At 60.8% G+C, this 16,395-nt stretch carries 12 protein-coding genes; all 12 read right to left on the bottom strand.

Annotated features, from left to right (window positions below):
* Positions 1-89: 89 nt before the first annotated feature.
* The 12 genes from AC07VO_RS04140 to hutH (AC07VO_RS04085) all read right to left on the bottom strand — a co-directional run bounded on the left by AC07VO_RS04140 (position 90) and on the right by hutH (AC07VO_RS04085) (position 16,278).
* On the bottom strand, positions 90-887 hold the full coding sequence (locus tag AC07VO_RS04140; RefSeq protein ID WP_026286648.1) for a transporter substrate-binding domain-containing protein: 798 nt from the start codon (positions 885-887) through the stop codon (positions 90-92).
* A 230-nt stretch (positions 888-1,117) separates the two neighbouring features.
* Positions 1,118-3,688, bottom strand: coding sequence for a glucans biosynthesis glucosyltransferase MdoH (mdoH, locus tag AC07VO_RS04135; RefSeq protein WP_018929170.1), 2,571 nt, complete (start codon positions 3,686-3,688; stop codon positions 1,118-1,120).
* Complete coding sequence (locus AC07VO_RS04130) at positions 3,681-5,486, bottom strand: glucan biosynthesis protein G (RefSeq protein WP_086944130.1); 1,806 nt, start codon at positions 5,484-5,486, stop codon at positions 3,681-3,683. Before AC07VO_RS04130 ends, mdoH begins: the two co-directional genes overlap by 8 nt.
* A 320-nt stretch (positions 5,487-5,806) precedes the next feature.
* On the bottom strand, positions 5,807-6,244 hold the full coding sequence (gene dtd, locus AC07VO_RS04125; protein ID WP_018929172.1) for a D-aminoacyl-tRNA deacylase: 438 nt from the start codon (positions 6,242-6,244) through the stop codon (positions 5,807-5,809).
* A complete protein-coding gene (gene pip / locus AC07VO_RS04120) occupies positions 6,241-7,212 on the bottom strand; it encodes a prolyl aminopeptidase (protein WP_018929173.1) in 972 nt (323 codons plus the stop codon). Before pip ends, dtd begins: the two co-directional genes overlap by 4 nt.
* Before the next feature lie 115 nt (positions 7,213-7,327).
* Positions 7,328-8,248: an alpha/beta hydrolase gene (locus AC07VO_RS04115; RefSeq protein ID WP_086944206.1), complete on the bottom strand. Its 921-nt coding sequence runs from the start codon at positions 8,246-8,248 to the stop codon at positions 7,328-7,330.
* A gap of 50 nt (positions 8,249-8,298) precedes the next feature.
* Positions 8,299-9,246 carry a choline ABC transporter substrate-binding protein gene (locus AC07VO_RS04110; protein WP_028939608.1) on the bottom strand — a complete coding sequence of 316 codons (948 nt, stop codon included), beginning with the start codon at positions 9,244-9,246 and terminating at the stop codon, positions 8,299-8,301.
* Positions 9,247-9,573: 327 nt separating this feature from the next.
* Positions 9,574-10,377: an N-formylglutamate deformylase gene (gene hutG, locus AC07VO_RS04105; protein ID WP_018929176.1), complete on the bottom strand. Its 804-nt coding sequence runs from the start codon at positions 10,375-10,377 to the stop codon at positions 9,574-9,576.
* A gap of 10 nt (positions 10,378-10,387) precedes the next feature.
* Positions 10,388-11,593, bottom strand: a complete 1,206-nt coding sequence (gene hutI, locus AC07VO_RS04100; protein ID WP_064615901.1) for an imidazolonepropionase — start codon at positions 11,591-11,593, stop codon at positions 10,388-10,390.
* Between the two features lie 17 nt (positions 11,594-11,610).
* Positions 11,611-13,020: an amino acid permease gene (locus AC07VO_RS04095; RefSeq protein WP_018929178.1), complete on the bottom strand. Its 1,410-nt coding sequence runs from the start codon at positions 13,018-13,020 to the stop codon at positions 11,611-11,613.
* Between the two features lie 82 nt (positions 13,021-13,102).
* A complete protein-coding gene (gene hutH / locus AC07VO_RS04090) occupies positions 13,103-14,641 on the bottom strand; it encodes a histidine ammonia-lyase (protein WP_018929179.1) in 1,539 nt (512 codons plus the stop codon).
* A gap of 113 nt (positions 14,642-14,754) precedes the next feature.
* Positions 14,755-16,278, bottom strand: coding sequence for a histidine ammonia-lyase (gene hutH / locus AC07VO_RS04085; RefSeq protein WP_086944132.1), 1,524 nt, complete (start codon positions 16,276-16,278; stop codon positions 14,755-14,757).
* Between the last annotated feature and the right edge of the window lie 117 nt (positions 16,279-16,395).

The raw sequence follows: 16,395 nt of genomic DNA, 5'->3' as shown, positions 1-16,395 counted from the left end.
CACCGCGCAACGTCGGGTAAAACGAGTCAATCGATTTACGACTGCTTCGCAGTCGGACGGGAGCAAGCTCCCTCGCCACAAAGGCGGTGTTATTCCATGTCCTTGAGCCAGGCGGTGTCTTTAAACCACTTGTCATGGATGCGATCGTAGGTGCCGTCTTCGTGGATCTGGTGCAGGAAGTTGTTGATGAAGTTGAGGCTGTCGTAGTCGCCCTTCTTCAGGCCGAAAGCCAGGGGTTCATAGGTGAACGGCTTGTCGAGGAACAGCAGTTTGCCGTTGCCGACCTTGTTCACCGCCACGACGTTGTAAGGCGCGTCGTAGATGAAGGCGTCAGCCTTGCCGTTGACCACGTCGAGCACCGCTTCCTGCTCATTGTCGTAGCCGTGGTACTTGGCTTTGGAAATGAGTTTTTTGGCGACCATCTCGCCGGTGGTGCCGAGCTTGGAGGTGATGCGGTAGTCGGCGGTATTCAGGTCTTTATAGGACTTGATGGTGCCTTCCAGCTCCTTGCGGATCAGCAGTGTCTGACCGACCACGATGAAGGGCTCGCTGAAGTTCAGGCGCAGGTTGCGTTCCTGGGTCAGGGTCATGCCACTGCCGATCATGTCGAACTTGTCGGTCAGCAGGGCCGGGATGATGCCGTCGTAGCCGGTGGATACCATTTCCAGCTTGACGCCCATGGCCTTGGCCATGGCTTTGAGGATGTCGACTTCGAAGCCGATGATTTCGCCGCGCTTGTTGGTCATTTCGAACGGCATGTAGGTCGGGTCCATGCCGACTTTCAGCGTGCCGCGCTTGACCGCGTCATCGATGGCACCGGCCTGCGCCGCGCTGACTGCAACCAATGCCGTGACGCCGACCAGCAGCATCGACAGATACTTCTTCATCTTCAAGTCCCCAAAACCCATCGCATTGTGAGGCACGCAAACCGCAGGTTTCCTTTGGGAAACCGGCAGATACGAACAGAAAGTTGTCCGGGCGCACCAATTCGGGGACGGATGCTAACGCACTCGGCCGTTTGCACAAGGGGTTGAGGGAGATTTGTTTGATCGTTCCCACGCAGAACACGGGAGCGATCATCAGCACAAAAAAAACCCCGCTTTCGCGGGGTTTTTCATTATGCCAACTGAGGCTGCACGCTCAACGGCTTGAGCGGCAACAGCGGCGCATGCGGATCGGCATCCACCGAAGTGCGCCAGGCCTGCAGCCACTCGGCATGGCCTTCGCTCCAGACCTGCTCATGCAAGCGACCCAGTGCCACCGGATCACTCAGCAGGGCCACGCGCTCGTTGTTGGTCAGCCCTTCAGGCCCGACCTTCATCGCATGGCGAACCCGCTCGATGCGCAGCCATTCGATCGGCTCGGCCTGACGGTGACGAGACGTCGCCAGCGCACACGCCAACGCGTTCTGCTGTGGATCGACCACCGACCGGACGAAGCCGTCGTGCAGTGCATGCCAGCGGTTTTCGTGGGTGTACTGATCGGTCGCCAGCAATGCCTGCGGCGGATTGTATTCCTCAGGAATCAGGAACAGGCTCTCGTCACGGGACTTCAGGCCCAGGCCGACACGACTGGAGATCACCGACACCGGAATCGACAGCATCAGCGAACCGACGATCGGCACCAGCCACCAGAGGAAGCTCGGGTTCAGCCAGATCACCAGCAACGCCCAGAAGAAACCCAGCAAGGTTTGCGGACCGTGGCGCTTGACCGCTTCGCTCCACGGCGTGGAGTCGTCGTCACGTTGCGGCGAGTTCCAGGTCGCGGCCCAGCCGAGGAACGCGGCGAGCACGAAACGGGTGTGGAAAATCATCCGCACCGGCGCCAGCAGCATGGAGAACAACATTTCCAGCAGCATCGACAGCGTCACCTTGAACCTGCCACCGAACTCTTTCGCGCCTTTGGCCCAGATCAGGATGATGCTCAGCAGCTTCGGTAGGAACAGCAGCACGATAGTCGTCGAGAACAGTGCGATCGCCTTGTCCGGGTGCCATTGTGGCCACAGCGGATAGAGCTGGCGCGGCTCCAGGAAGTACTGCGGCTCCATCAGCGTGTTGGTCGCCAGCAGGGCTGTCGACAGCACGAGGAAGAAGAACCACAACGGCGCCGACAAGTAAGACATCACGCCTGTCAGGAACACCGCACGGTGTACCGGGTGCATGCCCTTGACCAGGAACAGCCGGAAGTTCATCAGGTTGCCGTGGCACCAGCGACGGTCACGCTTGAGTTCGTCCAGCAGGTTCGGTGGCAGTTCTTCGTAGCTGCCCGGCAAGTCATAGGCAATCCACACGCCCCAGCCGGCACGGCGCATCAGCGCCGCTTCAACGAAGTCGTGGGACAGAATCGCACCGGCGAACGCGCCTTTACCGGGCAACGGCGCCAGGGCGCAGTGCTCGATGAACGGCTTCATGCGGATGATCGCGTTGTGGCCCCAGTAGTGGGATTCGCCCAACTGCCAGAAGTGCAGGCCAGCGGTGAACAGTGGACCGTACACACGGGTGGCGAACTGCTGCATACGCGCATAAAGGGTGTCCATGCCCGACGCACGCGGCGCGGTCTGGATGATCCCGGCGTCCGGCGTGGCTTCCATCAGGCGCACCAGGCTGCTCAGGCATTCGCCACTCATTACGCTGTCGGCGTCGAGCACGACCATGTATTTGTAGTCACCGCCCCAACGACGGCAGAAGTCGTCGAGGTTGCCGCTTTTACGTTTTACGCGACGACGACGGCGGCGGTAGAAGATCTTGCCGAAGCCCTTGGCTTCACGGCAGACGTCCAGCCAGGCCTGCTGTTCGGCGACGCAGATATCGGCGTCGTTACTGTCGCTGAGCACGAAAAAGTCGAAGCGATCCAGGTTACCCGAGGCTGCAACCGACTCGAAGGTCGCCCGCAAACCGGCGAACACCCGCGGCACGTCTTCGTTGCAGATCGGCATCACCAATGCGGTGCGTGCGTCCTTGGCGATCGGCTCGTTGCCGGCGCTGGCGCCGGAAATGCGGTACTTGTCGCGACCGGTGATCAACTCGAGGAAGCCCATCAGCGCGGTCCAGAAACCGGCCGACACCCAGCAGAACAGAATCCCGAACAGAATCAGGATGCTGGTTTGCAACACGTAAGGCAGCACCTGGGCCGCAGTTTGCAGCAGCGGTTGGTGCAGGACTTCTTCCAGATCGACGAACGACCAGCCCTGGTACGGCATGATGCCTTTCATGTACCAGCCGGCGACGATCGTCTGACCGAGCATCAGCACCAGCAGAATGTAACGACGGATCGAACCGACGGTGCGCCAGCGAGCTGCTGGCAACACGTTCTCGTCTTTCGGCGGCTTCGGCGGGTTGGTGCGACCGGTCAGCCGACGCCAGCCACGCACCAGGATATTGGTGCGCCATGGCTCCGGAACGACTTTGGTCCGACGGATCGGCGGGGCTGCCTTGAGGCAAACCCGACCACTGGCGTCGAGTCCCAACATTTGCGCATCCGCCAGTTCTTCGGCGGTGTTCAGGGTCAGGCGCCGCCCGACCGACGCCTGGGCGGCATCGGTCGGCGCGTCGAACGCCTGGGACGACAGACGTTCGTGCAACTCACTGAAAGACTTGCAGCCCGCGAGTTCCGCGCGCTGCTCGTCGGTCATCGGCAAATGCGCCAGGTACTCGGCAAGCGTTTGTGGCTGTACTTGTGAATTACTCATCGGCAGGCAACTGATAGCTCCAGGTCTCGGTCAGGACTTGTTCAGTCGGTGCCGATTCCGGTGTGGCAGGGGCCGCTTCGGCAGCGACAGGCTGCTTGGCGTCTTTGTTGTCCTTGTCCTTGGTGTCCTTGACTTGCTGGGCTTGCGCTTCAGCTTGCTTGGCCTCCTTGTCCTTCTTCTCCTGCTGCTTGGCGGCGATCTTGTCGGCCTTGGCAACGGAAGAGCTGGACGCTGGCGCCGTGGTCTTGATCGTCTCGGCCGGCGTGATGGTCTTGACCAGTGCTGCACGCATTTCAGTGGACTTGCCCGGATCCTTGATCTTCATCCGCAGGGTCAGGCGCCAGCCCTTGGTTTCAGGGTTGTAACGGACATTGTTCTCGACCAGTTCCGCGTTGTCGCCAACGCTAACCTGGCTGCGTACTTCAGCATCTTCTGGCAAGTCTTGCAGGGACGGACCTTGGAAATCCACCAGGTAGGCCACGCTGCCGTCCGGCTGACGAATCAGGTTCGACTGCTTCACGTCACCCGTGGAACGCAGGGTCTGTTGAACCCAGGCGCTGTCCGCCGAATGCAGGGCGGCTTCGTCGATGGTCCAGTGCATGCGATAGGCGACGTCCAGGGGTTGGCCAGGCTCTGGCAGTTTTTCCGGACTCCAGAAAGCAACGATATTGTCGTTGGTTTCGTCAGCGGTAGGAATCTCCACCAGATCGACGGAGCCCTTGCCCCAATCGCCTTTCGGCTCGATCCAGGCACTTGGGCGCTTGTCGTAGCGGTCATCGAGGTCTTCGTAGTGGCTGAAGTCACGGCCACGTTGCAGCAAGCCGAAACCGCGCGGGTTCTCGATCGAGAAGTTGCTCACGGCCAGGTGTTTCGGGTTGTTCAATGGGCGCCAGATCCATTCGCCGTTGCCGGCATGGATCGACAGACCGCTGGAGTCGTGCAGTTCGCGACGGTAGTTCAGCACTTTCGACGGCTGGTTGGCGCCGAACAGGAACATGCTGGTCAGCGGCGCAACGCCAAGTTTGGTGACCTTGTCACGCAGGAACATCTTGGCCTTGACGTCGACGACCGTGTCGCTGCCCGGACGCAGGGTCAGGCGATAGGCACCAGTGGCGCGCGGCGAATCCAGCAGGGCGAAGATCACCAGGTGCTTGTCGCCCGGCTTCGGCTGCTGAATCCAGAACTCGGTGAAACGCGGGAACTCTTCGCCGGACGGCAAGGCGGTATCGATGGCCATGCCGCGAGCGGACAAGCCATAGGTGTGGCCCTTGCCGACGACGCGGAAGTAACTCGCGCCGAGCATGGTCATGATTTCGTCTTGCTTGTCGGCCTTGTTGATCGGGTAGAGCACACGGAAACCGGCATAACCCAGCTGCTCGGTGGCTTTAGGATCGAACTTCATATCGCCGAAATCGAAACGACTTGGGTCGTATTTGATCTCTTCGACGGTGTTGGCCGTGATTTCGTTGATTTTCACCGGCGTATCGAAGTGCATGCCCTGGTGATAGAACGACAGCTTGAATGGGGTTTTCTGGTTAGCCCACTCGGCTTTTTCGGTGAGGAAGCGGATTTTTTGATAATCCGCGAATTTCATTTCACGAAATTCATTCGGCAGGTTACTGCGCGGGGCTTCGTATTTTTGCCCGGCCAGCTCTTTTGCCTTGACCGATACGTCATCCAGATTGAATGCCCAAAGCTGGCCGGCGCTGAACAGGCAGAGCAGTGCAGAGCCCGCTACCAGAGCATTTCGAAACCGTTTGGCAGACAATTTTGGTGCATTACAGGGACTAACAATCACGAGCAACCCTCGCCGAAAACAGATCAAAAAACCAACGGCCAGTTAAAGTGCCAGCACGGTGTACGGTGGAAAAAACCGACCCTGCGGACCACTCTTGCCAAGTTGGCGAGCATTGTTCCGACTCCCATGGGGCAAAATGATTCCCCAACAGGCCGCGGACAAGTCTCTACCTAAGTCAAAATGGACCAACGAACGCTGATCCCCGTAGCGCGCGATTATCTAGTAGGCCGCGTTACAACGCATCAGGGGGAAGCAAGTATTTATCGGGAAAAGCCTCTGTTTTCAGCCGAAATGCCCTTAAAAACATGTTTCAAGCGCTTTCACGTCTGTAACAGGAAGGTTACCGGGCCATCATTGACCAGGTGCACCTGCATATCCGCGCCGAATCTACCTGATGCCACAGTGCCATGCACCTGTTTCGCTTTGCCCAATAGATAGTCGAACAGCGCCTCGCCCAAGGCCGGAGGGGCTGCAGTCGAAAAACTCGGACGCAACCCGTTTTTGGTATCGGCGGCCAGGGTGAACTGCGAGACCAGCAACAACCCGCCGTCCACGTCAGCCAAGGACAGATTCATCTTGCCCTCGGCGTCACTGAATACTCGATAGTTAAGCAGTTTATGCAGAAGTTTGTCGGCGCTGGCCTGCGTGTCGTCGGGTTCGACCGCCACCAGCACCAGCAACCCCTGATCTATCGCACCAACCACCTCTCCCGCGACCTCGACTCGCGCGCCGCGCACGCGTTGCAGCAGGGCCTTCATGCTTCGTCAGGCGACAGGTCGAGCAAGCGACGGGCCATCTGATCGGCGGCGCGTACCAATGCATCGGTGATCCCCGGTTCGGACGCCGCATGGCCGGCGTCGCGGATCACCTGCAGTTCGCTGTTCGGCCAGGCTTGATGCAGTTCCCAGGCGTTGTCCAGCGGGCAGATCACGTCATAGCGACCATGGACGATGACGCCGGGCAAATGGGCGATCTTGCCCATGTCGCGGATCAGCTGATTCGGCTCAAGGAAAGCGTTGTTGGTGAAGTAGTGGCATTCGATACGGGCGATGGACAACGCACGCTGGGGTTCGGAGAAACGATCGACCACCAGCGGGTTCGGACGCAAGGTCGCGGTGCGGCCTTCCCAGATGGACCAGGCCTTGGCCGCATGCATCTGGGCGATCTGGTCGTTGCCGACCAGGCGTTTGTGGAATGCCGTGAGCAAGTCGTCGCGCTCGTCCAGCGGAATCGGCGCGATGTAGTCCTGCCAGTAATCGGGGAACAGGCGACTGGCGCCACACTGGTAGAACCACTCGATTTCCTGGGGACGGCAGAGAAAAATCCCGCGCAGAATCAGACCGTGCACGCGCTCCGGGTGGGTTTGCGCGTAAGCCAGGGCCAGGGTCGAACCCCAGGAACCGCCGAACAGCACCCATTTGTCGATGCCCAGGTGCTTGCGAATCCGCTCGAGATCGGCGACCAGATCCCAGGTGGTGTTGTTCTCAAGGCTGGCGTGGGGCGTGGAGCGACCGCAACCGCGCTGGTCGAAGGTGACGATGCGATACAGGTTCGGATCGAAATACCGGCGGCTCTGCGCATCACACCCGGCGCCAGGGCCGCCGTGAATGAACACTACCGGCAAACCTTCCGGTGAACCGCTTTCGTCGACATACAGCGTATGGGTTTTATCGACGGCCAGATCGTGCCGGGCGTGGGGTTTGATCTGCGGGTACAAAGTCTGCATTGCGCGCTCCGTAAGGGGTCGAGGTCATCCCTGTAGGGACTTCTATTATTCTGCCGTCCGGCATCATAAACCCGAATTACTTCAATGAGCATGCCCCTTGCAGCGTCAGCGCTTGTCAGCCCGTCTTGTCAGCCAAATAGCCGAGCAGGGTTTCATAGAGTCGGTCGACCTCGGCAACCTGCCCCCGCGCCCGCAAGCACCCGTGAACCAGCCCCTGACCGTAATAAAGCATTGCGCTCACGCCGGCGGTGTTGAGTCGCCCGGCGTAAAGCACGCCGTCATCGCGTAGCGGATCGAACTGCGCCACAGCGATCAGCGCCGGCGGCAGGCCGCTGAAGTCGGCGGCGAGCAAGGGCATCGCATAGGCCGTTGGCTGACGGACACCACCCAGGTACAGCGTGTGATAACAATCCAGATCGCTGCTGCTGAGCAATGGCGCGTCGGCGCATTCGCCGCGTGATGACAACCGGTGATCACCGCCCAGGCCCGGATAGATCAGCACCTGCGCACAAGGCGCCGGTTCGCCGGCATCGCGCAAGGCCAGACACAGCGCAGCGGCAAGGTTGCCGCCAGCGCTGTCGCCGGCCACCAGCGTCCGCGCCGGGTCGAGCTGAAACGGCCCCGTGCGCAACGCACGCCAGACACTCAGGCAGTCATCGAACGCCGCTGGAAACGGATGCTCCGGCGCCAGCCGATAATCGACGGCGATCACCAACACACCGAGCACCGATGCCAGTTCGGCGCAGATGAAGTCGTGGGAGTCCAGATCCCCCACCACCCAACCGCCGCCATGCAGATACACAATGCAGGGCCAACCGTTGGTCGGCGGCGGAACCGGTGGTTGCCAGGCGCGCACCGCCACTCCCGCCAACTCGAGATCGACCACCTCAAGCCCCGCGGGATGTGGCGGGGTAAACGCCCGGCACATCTCGCTGTAGGCCTGACGCATACCGGCGAGGCTGCTGTCGGTGCTGTTGAAGCTGAGGGTTTTCTCGACGAAAGCCGCCATCTGTTCAGAGAGTGGATAAGAAGCCATGGACGACAGCCAGTCAGTTCGAAGTTTTTGATTGATAACCTGCGTCGCGGTCAATTTTTGAGACTGGCCTGAACGGTTGCCACGCCATCCTTGCCATCGAAACTGCTGACACCCGCCAGCCAGCGCTGAAGGTCTTCGGGATGATCACGCAGCCACTGTTTGGCGACATCCTGCGGCGTCTTGCGCTCCATGATCGGCACCATCAACTGGCTTTCCTGGGCAGCGGTGAAGGTCAGGTTTTCCAATAGACGGTTCACGTTCGGGCAACGCTCGGCATAGTCCGGCGCGGTCACGGTGGAAACGGTCGCCGCGCCTTCGTTCGGGCCATAGACGTCTTCGCTGCCGGTCAGGTAGGCGATGTTCATGTTGATGTTCATCGGATGCGGGGTCCAGCCGACGAACACCACGAACTCCTTGCGATTGACCGCCCGCTGCACGGCGGCGAGCATCCCGGCCTCACCGGACTCGATCAGCTTGAAGTCCTTCAAACCGAAGCGGTTGGTCTCGATCATGGTTTTGATGGTGGTGTTGGCGCCGCTGCCTGGCTCGATGCCGTAAATCTTGCCGCCCAACTGATCCTTGAACCTGGCGATGTCAGCGAAGGTTTTCAGGCCGGCGGCAGCGACGTAATCAGGTACGGCGAGCGTTGCCTGGGCGTCGGCCAGGCTCGGTTTGTCCATGACCTTCACTTGATTGGCAGCGACGAACGGGGCGATGTTCTTGTCCATCGCCGGTTTCCAGTAACCGAGGAAGATATCGAGGCGTTTGTCGCGGATGCCGGCGAAGATGATTTGCTGCACGGCGCTGGTTTGCTTGCTTTCATAGCCAAGGCCATTGAGCAGCACATCGGCCATGCCGCTGGTGGCAATGACGTCGGTCCAGTTGACCACGCCCATGCGCACGGTCTTGCAGGAAGCGGGGTCGTTGGCGAAAACGCTGGTGCTCAGAAGAGCAGTGCCGGTGAGGATTAACAGACAGCGGTTGAACAGTCGTTTCATCGGGAAGGCTCGCTCGGCAGCAGATTATTGTGGGCCCGGTGTCTTTGTGCACCGTGCCCACAACGTTACGCAGCGCCGAGTCGGCAAAAGTGACCTGTGGCGACCGTGTTTTGCACGGTGGCGACTGTCCTGATGCGTTACCAAGGCGAACACTAATCTGTGGCGAGGGAGCTTGCTCCCGCTGGGTTGCGAAGCTGCCCCCAAACCATTCAACCGAGTTTCATCAGATACGCCCGACCAACAGGGTTTACGACGGCTTCGCCGCCGAGCGGGACGGTGCGGCGATCCGACAAGCCCCCTCGCCACAAAGGCCCGTTCGCCACAGGGTTACGCGCTGTAATGCTTTTCGCCCCACGCCAACAGCCCTTGCAGCAATTCCCGGAGCACCACTTGCGTCGGCTCGGCCAAATCCGGGCGATAACGGAACGGCTGGAACTCTTCCATATACGTACACTGGCCCAACTCCAGTTGCACGGCATGAATGTTCTCGGCCGGATTGCCATAATGCCGGGTGATGTGACCGCCCTTGAAGCGACCGTTCAGCACATGGCTGTAATCGGTGTGCTTCGCGCAGATCGCTTCCAGCTGTGTGGCCAACTGTGGATCGCAGCTGGCGCCATTGAAGGTGCCGAGGTTGAAGTCCGGCAGCTTGCCGTCAAACAGGTGCGGAATCACCGAGCGAATCGAGTGCGCGTCGAACAGCAGCGCGTAGCCGAACTCGGCTTTCAGCCGTGCCAGTTCTTCCTGCAAGGTGCGGTGGTATGGCGTCCAGATCTGTTCCAGATACGTCGCCCGCTCTGCAGCCGATGGCTCCAGCCCTTCGCGGAACAACGGCACGCCATCGAACAGCGTCGCCGGATACAGACCGGTGGTGGCGCCGACATATAAAGGCTTGTCGTCGGACGGCCGGTTCAGGTCGATGACAAACCGCGAGTACTCGGCCGCCAGGGTGCTGGCGCCCAGTTCGGCAGCGAACTCATAAAGCCGTGGAATGTGCCAGTCAGTGTCCGGCAGGCTTTTCGCGTCGGGGATCAACCCCGCTTCCACCGTCGGGGTCAGGCGCAGGCCGGCGTGGGGCATGCTGATCAGCAGTGGCACGCGGCCTTGTTTGAAGTTCAGAACCTTATCCACAACCGCTCTCCTACAAATTTGATTCAACGCCGTGACGCACGACGCGTTTTTCCAGGTCGCCGCCCAGCCAGTACGACAGGTCGGCCGGACGATCGATTTGCCAGGCGACGAAGTCTGCGACCTTGCCGGCTTCCAGCGAACCGTGGGTTTGGCCCATGCCCAAGGCGGTGGCGGCATGAATAGTCGCGCCCGCCAGCGCCTCTTCCGGAGTCATGCGGAAGCAGGTGCAGGCCATGTTCAGCATCAAGCGCAACGACAACGCCGGCGAAGTGCCCGGGTTAAGGTCGCTGGCAATGGCGATTTTCACCCCGTGTTTGCGCAGGGCTTCCATCGGCGGCAATTGGGTTTCCCGCAAGAAGTAAAACGCGCCGGGCAGCAATACCGCGACGGTGCCGGACTTGGCCATGGCGATGGCGTCGTCTTCGGTCATGAATTCCAGATGATCGGCGGACAATGCGTGGTAACGCGCCGCCAGGCTCGAACCGTGCAGCGATGACAATTGCTCGGCGTGCAGCTTCACCGGTAAGCCGAGGTTCTGCGCGGCGACGAACACCCGCTCGACCTGCGCTGGCGAAAACGCCAGGTATTCACAGAAAGCGTCTACCGCATCCACCAGCCCTTCGGCCGCCAGGGCCGGGAGCATTTCGCTGCAGATGTGATCGATGTAGGCGTCGGCGCGGTCGGTGTATTCCGGCGGCAAGGCGTGGGCCGCCAGGCACGTGCTGCGCACGCTAACGGGTAGCTCGGCGCCGAGACGACGGATCACCCGCAGGATCTTGCGTTCGCTGGCCAGGTCCAGGCCGTAGCCGGATTTCATTTCGACGGTGGTCACGCCATCACGCATCAGGCTTTTCAGACGCTTGGCGGCGCTGGCGAACAGTTCGTCTTCACTGGCGGCGCGGGTGGCGCGCACGGTGCTGGCAATGCCGCCGCCGGCAGCGGCGATTTCCGCGTAGCTGACGCCTTGCAGGCGCTGCTCGAATTCGCCGCTGCGGTTGCCGCCGAATACCGTATGGGTGTGGCAGTCGATCAGGCCCGGGGTGACCCAGGCCCCGCTCAAGTCATTGACCGCCGGGTACTCGCCGGCCGGCAGTTCGGCGCGTGGGCCGATCCACTCAATGTGCGCACCGGACGTCACGATGGCCGCATCCTCGATGATCGAGTAGACGCCTTGCGCCATGGTTGCGACGTGGCAGTGTTGCCAGAGCGTTTTCATCCTTGGCCTCCGTTAGGTTATCGATGAGAAAAAATGGGTTCCTGTTCCACCGGTACCGCCTTGCCTGCCGCCGGTTTGACCCACGTCAGGTAGGCCAGCACCAGCAACACAATCCAGACCACGCCGACGATCAACGCCGCCTGGGTATCCGGGAAATAGCCCAGCACGCCGAAGATGAACAGCATGAAGGCAATCGCCGCCATCGGCGCATAGGGCCAGAACGGCACCGGGAATTTCAATTGTGCGACCTGCTCGGCACTCATGGAGCGACGCATGGCCACCTGGGTGAACAGAATCATCAGCCAGACCCACACCGTGGCAAAGGTCGCGATGGAGGCGATCAGCAGAAACACGTTTTCCGGGATCAGGTAGTTCAGCAACACACCCAGCAGCAGCGCGCAGCTCATCACCATCACCGTCAGCCACGGCACGCCATTGCGCGACAAGCGAGCGAAGCCTTTCGGTGCGTGCCCTTGCTGAGCCAGGCCATACATCATGCGGCCCGCGCCGAAGATGTCACTGTTGATGGCCGACACCGCCGCCGAGATCACCACGATGTTGAGGATGGTCGCCGCCGAGCTGATCCCAAGGTTGTCGAAAATCTGCACGAACGGACTGCCTTGGCTGCCGATCTGCTGCCACGGGAAGATCGACATCAGCACCAGCATCGTCAGCACGTAGAACAGCAGGATTCGCAACGGTACGGCATTGATCGCGCGAGGCAGCACATGCTGCGGGTCTTTGGCTTCACCGGCGGTAACGCCGATGATTTCAATACCGCCAAAGGCAAACATCACCACCGCAAACGAGGCGATCAAGCCGCCCACGCCATTGGGCATGAAGCCGCCCTGGGTCCAGAGGTTGCTGATATCGGTCGCCTGGGCACCGGGCGCATTGCTGATGCCGAACAGCATGATGCCGAAACCGCCAAGGATCATCGCGACGATGGCCGCGACCTTGAGCAGTGACAACCAGAACTCCATTTCGCCGAAGACTTTGACGTTGCACAGGTTCAAGCCGCCGACCACCGAAACGATGCCCAGCACCCAGATCCAGCGGGAAACTTCCGGAAACCAGAAACCCATGTAAATGCCGAATGCGGTCACGTCGGCCATACCGACGATGACCATTTCAAATGCGTAGGTCCAACCGAGGATAAAGCCCGCCATTGGCCCCAGATAGGTGCTGGCGTACTGGCCGAAAGAACCGGCCACCGGGTTATGCACCGCCATTTCGCCAAGGGCGCGCATGACCATGAACACCGCCGCGCCACCGATCAGGTAAGCGAGCAGGACCGCGGGGCCGGCCATTTGAATGGCCGAGGCAGAACCGTAAAACAGCCCGGTGCCGATCGCCGACCCCAGTGCCATGAAGCGAATATGTCGGGCAGAGAGCCCGCGTTTCAAACCTTTTGCTGGCTGTTGCATCTCTCGTCCTTAATTATTCTTATTCGACGCTAAATGATCGTTCCCACGCTCCGCGTGGGAACGATCATCAGGGAAGGAGCTATTACAGGCTAGGCAACAACTTCGCCGTCACCAGGCCATTCAGGCAACGCGTCGCCAACAACTCACTGGCCGCATTGATGTCCGGCGCAAAGAAGCGGTCCTTCTCATAGAACGGCACTTCAGCACGCAGGATCGCACGGGCTTTTTCCAGTTTTGGCGAGGTTTTCAGACCGTCGCGCAGATCCAGCCCCTGGGCCGCCGCCAACCATTCCACCGCGAGAATCCCGCGAGTGTTCTCGGCCATTTCCCACAGACGCTTGCCGGCAGCCGGCGCCATGGACACGTGGTCTTCCTGGTTGGCGGAAGTCGGCAGGCTGTCCACCGAATGCGGATGGGACAGCGCCTTGTTCTCGCTGGCCAGTGCCGCAGCCGTTACTTGAGCGATCATGAAGCCGGAGTTCACGCCGCCATTGGCCACCAGGAACGGCGGCAGTTGCGACATGTGCTTGTCCATCATCAGCGAGATGCGGCGCTCACTCAGGGAGCCGATTTCGGCGATGGCCAGGGCCATGTTGTCGGCAGCCATGGCCACCGGCTCGGCATGGAAGTTACCGCCGGAGATCACGTCGCCTTCAGCGGCGAACACCAATGGGTTGTCCGATACGGCGTTGGCTTCGATGGCAAGCACTTCGGCGGCCTGACGGAACTGGGTCAGGCAGGCGCCCATGACTTGCGGCTGGCAGCGCAGGGAGTACGGATCCTGGACCTTTTCGCAGTTCTGGTGCGAGTCGGACACTTCACTGCGCTCACCCAGCAGATCGCGGTAAGCGGCAGCGGCGTCGATCTGGCCTTTCTGGCCGCGAGCGGCATGAATACGTGCGTCGAATGGCGAGCGCGAGCCCAGTACCGCTTCGACCGTCAGGCCGCCAAGGGCCAGTGCGCCGGCGAACAGATCTTCGCCTTCGAACAGGCCACGCAGGGCGTAGGCGGTGGACACCTGAGTGCCGTTGAGCAGCGCCAGGCCTTCTTTCGCTGCCAGGGTCAGCGGTGTCAGACCGGCGACTTTCAGCGCTTCGGTGGCGGGCAGCCATTCGCCTTTGTAGCGCGCCTTGCCTTCACCCAGCAGTACCAGCGACATGTGCGCCAACGGCGCCAAATCGCCGGATGCACCGACCGAACCTTTCAGAGGAATATGCGGGTAAACCTCGGCATTGATCAACGCGATCAGTGCGTCGATCACCTGACGACGAATACCGGAGAAACCACGGCTCAAGCTGTTGACCTTGAGTACCATGACCAGCCGCACCAGGGCGTCGCTGATCGGCTCGCCGACACCGGCGGCATGGGACAGCACCAGCGAGCGCTGGAGGTTTTCCAGGTCTTCGCTGGCGATGCGGGTCGAGGCCAGCAGGCCGAAACCGGTGTTGATGCCATACGCGGTGCGGTTCTCGGCGAGGATCTGTTCCACGCAGGCAACGCTGGCTTCGATTTGCGCCGAAGCGCTTTCGTCGAGAGTGATTTTGACCGGTTGCTGATACACATCACGCAGTTGGGCAAGGCTCAGTTGGCCGGGAATCAAATTAAGCGCAGTCACATTCATTCTCCTTTTGAGAGCATTTTTATTAACTAACCAGACGCTCCGGAGATATCCGTTGTCCGTCGCTTCCCGCCTTTTGGAGGGGCCGCGCCTTGGCACGCTGGTGGTTGTGGAAATCAGTTGAGGTTCGGTACAGCCTTGTGCAGCAAAATCGGGTCTTTCAAAACAGCAGCGGCGCTGGCGATGTCCGGCGCCAGCCAGCGGTCCTGGTCGTAGGCCGGAATACGTTCGCGCAGCAGGCGCCACGCGGCATCGGTGCCGGCGCCGAAGCGTTGTTCTTTCAGGAATTCAAAAGCCTGAGCCGCCAACAGGTACTCGATGGCGAGGATCTGCGTGCAGTTTTCCAACGCGCGATGCAGCTTCAGCGCGGCGTTGGTGCCCATGCTCAGGTGGTCTTCCTGCAAGCCCGAAGTGACGTAGTTATCGAGCACCGCCGGCTGCGCCAACTGGCGGTTTTCCGCACACAGCGACGCGGCGACGTATTGCACGATCATCATCCCGGAGTTCACGCCCGGGTTGGCCACCAGAAAGGCCGGCAAACCGCTGACGTGCGGGTTGACCAAGCGGTCCAGGCGACGCTCGGCGATAGAGCCGATTTCGGCCATGGCAATGGCGAGCAAGTCAGCCGCCAAAGCAACTGATTGGCCGTGCGGATTGGCCTGGGACATGACGCGGAAATTGTCGGGCGTGCCCAGCAGCAACGGGTTGTCGGTCGCGGAGTTGAGCTCGGTTTCGATCTGTTTTCTGGCGTGTTCCAGCTGATCGCGGGCAGCGCCGTGCACTTGCGGAATCGAGCGGATGCTCAGCGCATCCTGAGTGCGAATGCCTTTGCTGTTGGCGATCACTTCACTGCCGTCGAGCAACGCCCGCAGATTGATACCCACCTGTTGCATGCCCGGATGCGGTTTGAGCGCAATGATCTCGGCATCGAACGCGGCAATCTGACCACGCTGGGCTTCGAAGCTCATGGCGCCGATCACATCGGCCCACTGCACCAGGTTCGTTGCATCGGCCAGGGCCAGGCAGCTGAGGCCGGTCATGCACGGTGTGCCGTTGACCAGGCACAAACCATCTTTGGCACCCAGTTGAACCGGTTGCAGCCCTTCTTCGGCCAAGGCTTGTTGTGCAGAAACGATCTGCCCGCGATAGCTGACATTGCCGACGCCCAGCAGCGCGATACCGATGTGGGCCATGTGGGTCAGATAACCGACCGACCCCTGGGACGGCACCTGCGGAGTGATGCCGCGATTGAGCAGCGCCAGCAATGCTTCGACCACCCGGCGGTGAATGCCGGATTTGCCATGGCTGTAGTTGTGGATCGCGGCGCAGAGGATCGCGCGAGTCTGCTCGTCGGACAGTGGAGCACCGACGCCGCAGGCATGGCTGAGCAAGGTGTTGCGCGACAGCTGGCTGAGTTGTTCATCCTTGAGCGAGACGTTGCACAAGGCGCCCAGGCCGGTGTTGACGCCATAGGCGCGCTCGCCGCTGGCGACGATGCACTGGACGATCGCCTGGGCATTCTCGATCCGCGCCCAAGCCTGGGCCGACAGCTCAAGCTGCGCGCCGTGGCGGGCGACCGCGACCACATCCTGCCAACGCAACGGGGCATCGGCGATAACGATTTTTTCAGCCTGGGACATCTAGAGCCTCATACAAAATTCATGGACGTATGACACCTGTGGCGAGGGAGCTTGCTCCCGTTCGACCGCGCAGCGGTCGCAGATTTTCAGGGCCGCTTCGCAGCCCAGCGGGAGCAA

This window comes from Pseudomonas sp. GW821-FHT03E01, from assembly GCF_059420765.1.
The sequence above is the reverse complement of the archived record's forward strand: the minus strand, read 5'-3'. Positions and strand labels throughout refer to the sequence as shown.

What these genes read in the sequence shown, in the direction of transcription:
- AC07VO_RS04140 (WP_026286648.1), bottom strand. Translation starts at nt 887, where the DNA reads ATGAAGAAGTATCTGTCGATGCTGCTGGTCGGCGTCACGGCATTGGTT.
- mdoH (WP_018929170.1), bottom strand. Translation starts at nt 3,688, where the DNA reads ATGAGTAATTCACAAGTACAGCCACAAACGCTTGCCGAGTACCTGGCG.
- dtd (WP_018929172.1), bottom strand. Translation starts at nt 6,244, where the DNA reads ATGAAGGCCCTGCTGCAACGCGTGCGCGGCGCGCGAGTCGAGGTCGCG.
- pip (WP_018929173.1), bottom strand. Translation starts at nt 7,212, where the DNA reads ATGCAGACTTTGTACCCGCAGATCAAACCCCACGCCCGGCACGATCTG.
- AC07VO_RS04115 (WP_086944206.1), bottom strand. Translation starts at nt 8,248, where the DNA reads ATGGCTTCTTATCCACTCTCTGAACAGATGGCGGCTTTCGTCGAGAAA.
- AC07VO_RS04110 (WP_028939608.1), bottom strand. Translation starts at nt 9,246, where the DNA reads ATGAAACGACTGTTCAACCGCTGTCTGTTAATCCTCACCGGCACTGCT.
- hutI (WP_064615901.1), bottom strand. Translation starts at nt 11,593, where the DNA reads ATGAAAACGCTCTGGCAACACTGCCACGTCGCAACCATGGCGCAAGGC.
- AC07VO_RS04095 (WP_018929178.1), bottom strand. Translation starts at nt 13,020, where the DNA reads ATGCAACAGCCAGCAAAAGGTTTGAAACGCGGGCTCTCTGCCCGACAT.
- hutH (WP_018929179.1), bottom strand. Translation starts at nt 14,641, where the DNA reads ATGAATGTGACTGCGCTTAATTTGATTCCCGGCCAACTGAGCCTTGCC.
- hutH (WP_086944132.1), bottom strand. Translation starts at nt 16,278, where the DNA reads ATGTCCCAGGCTGAAAAAATCGTTATCGCCGATGCCCCGTTGCGTTGG.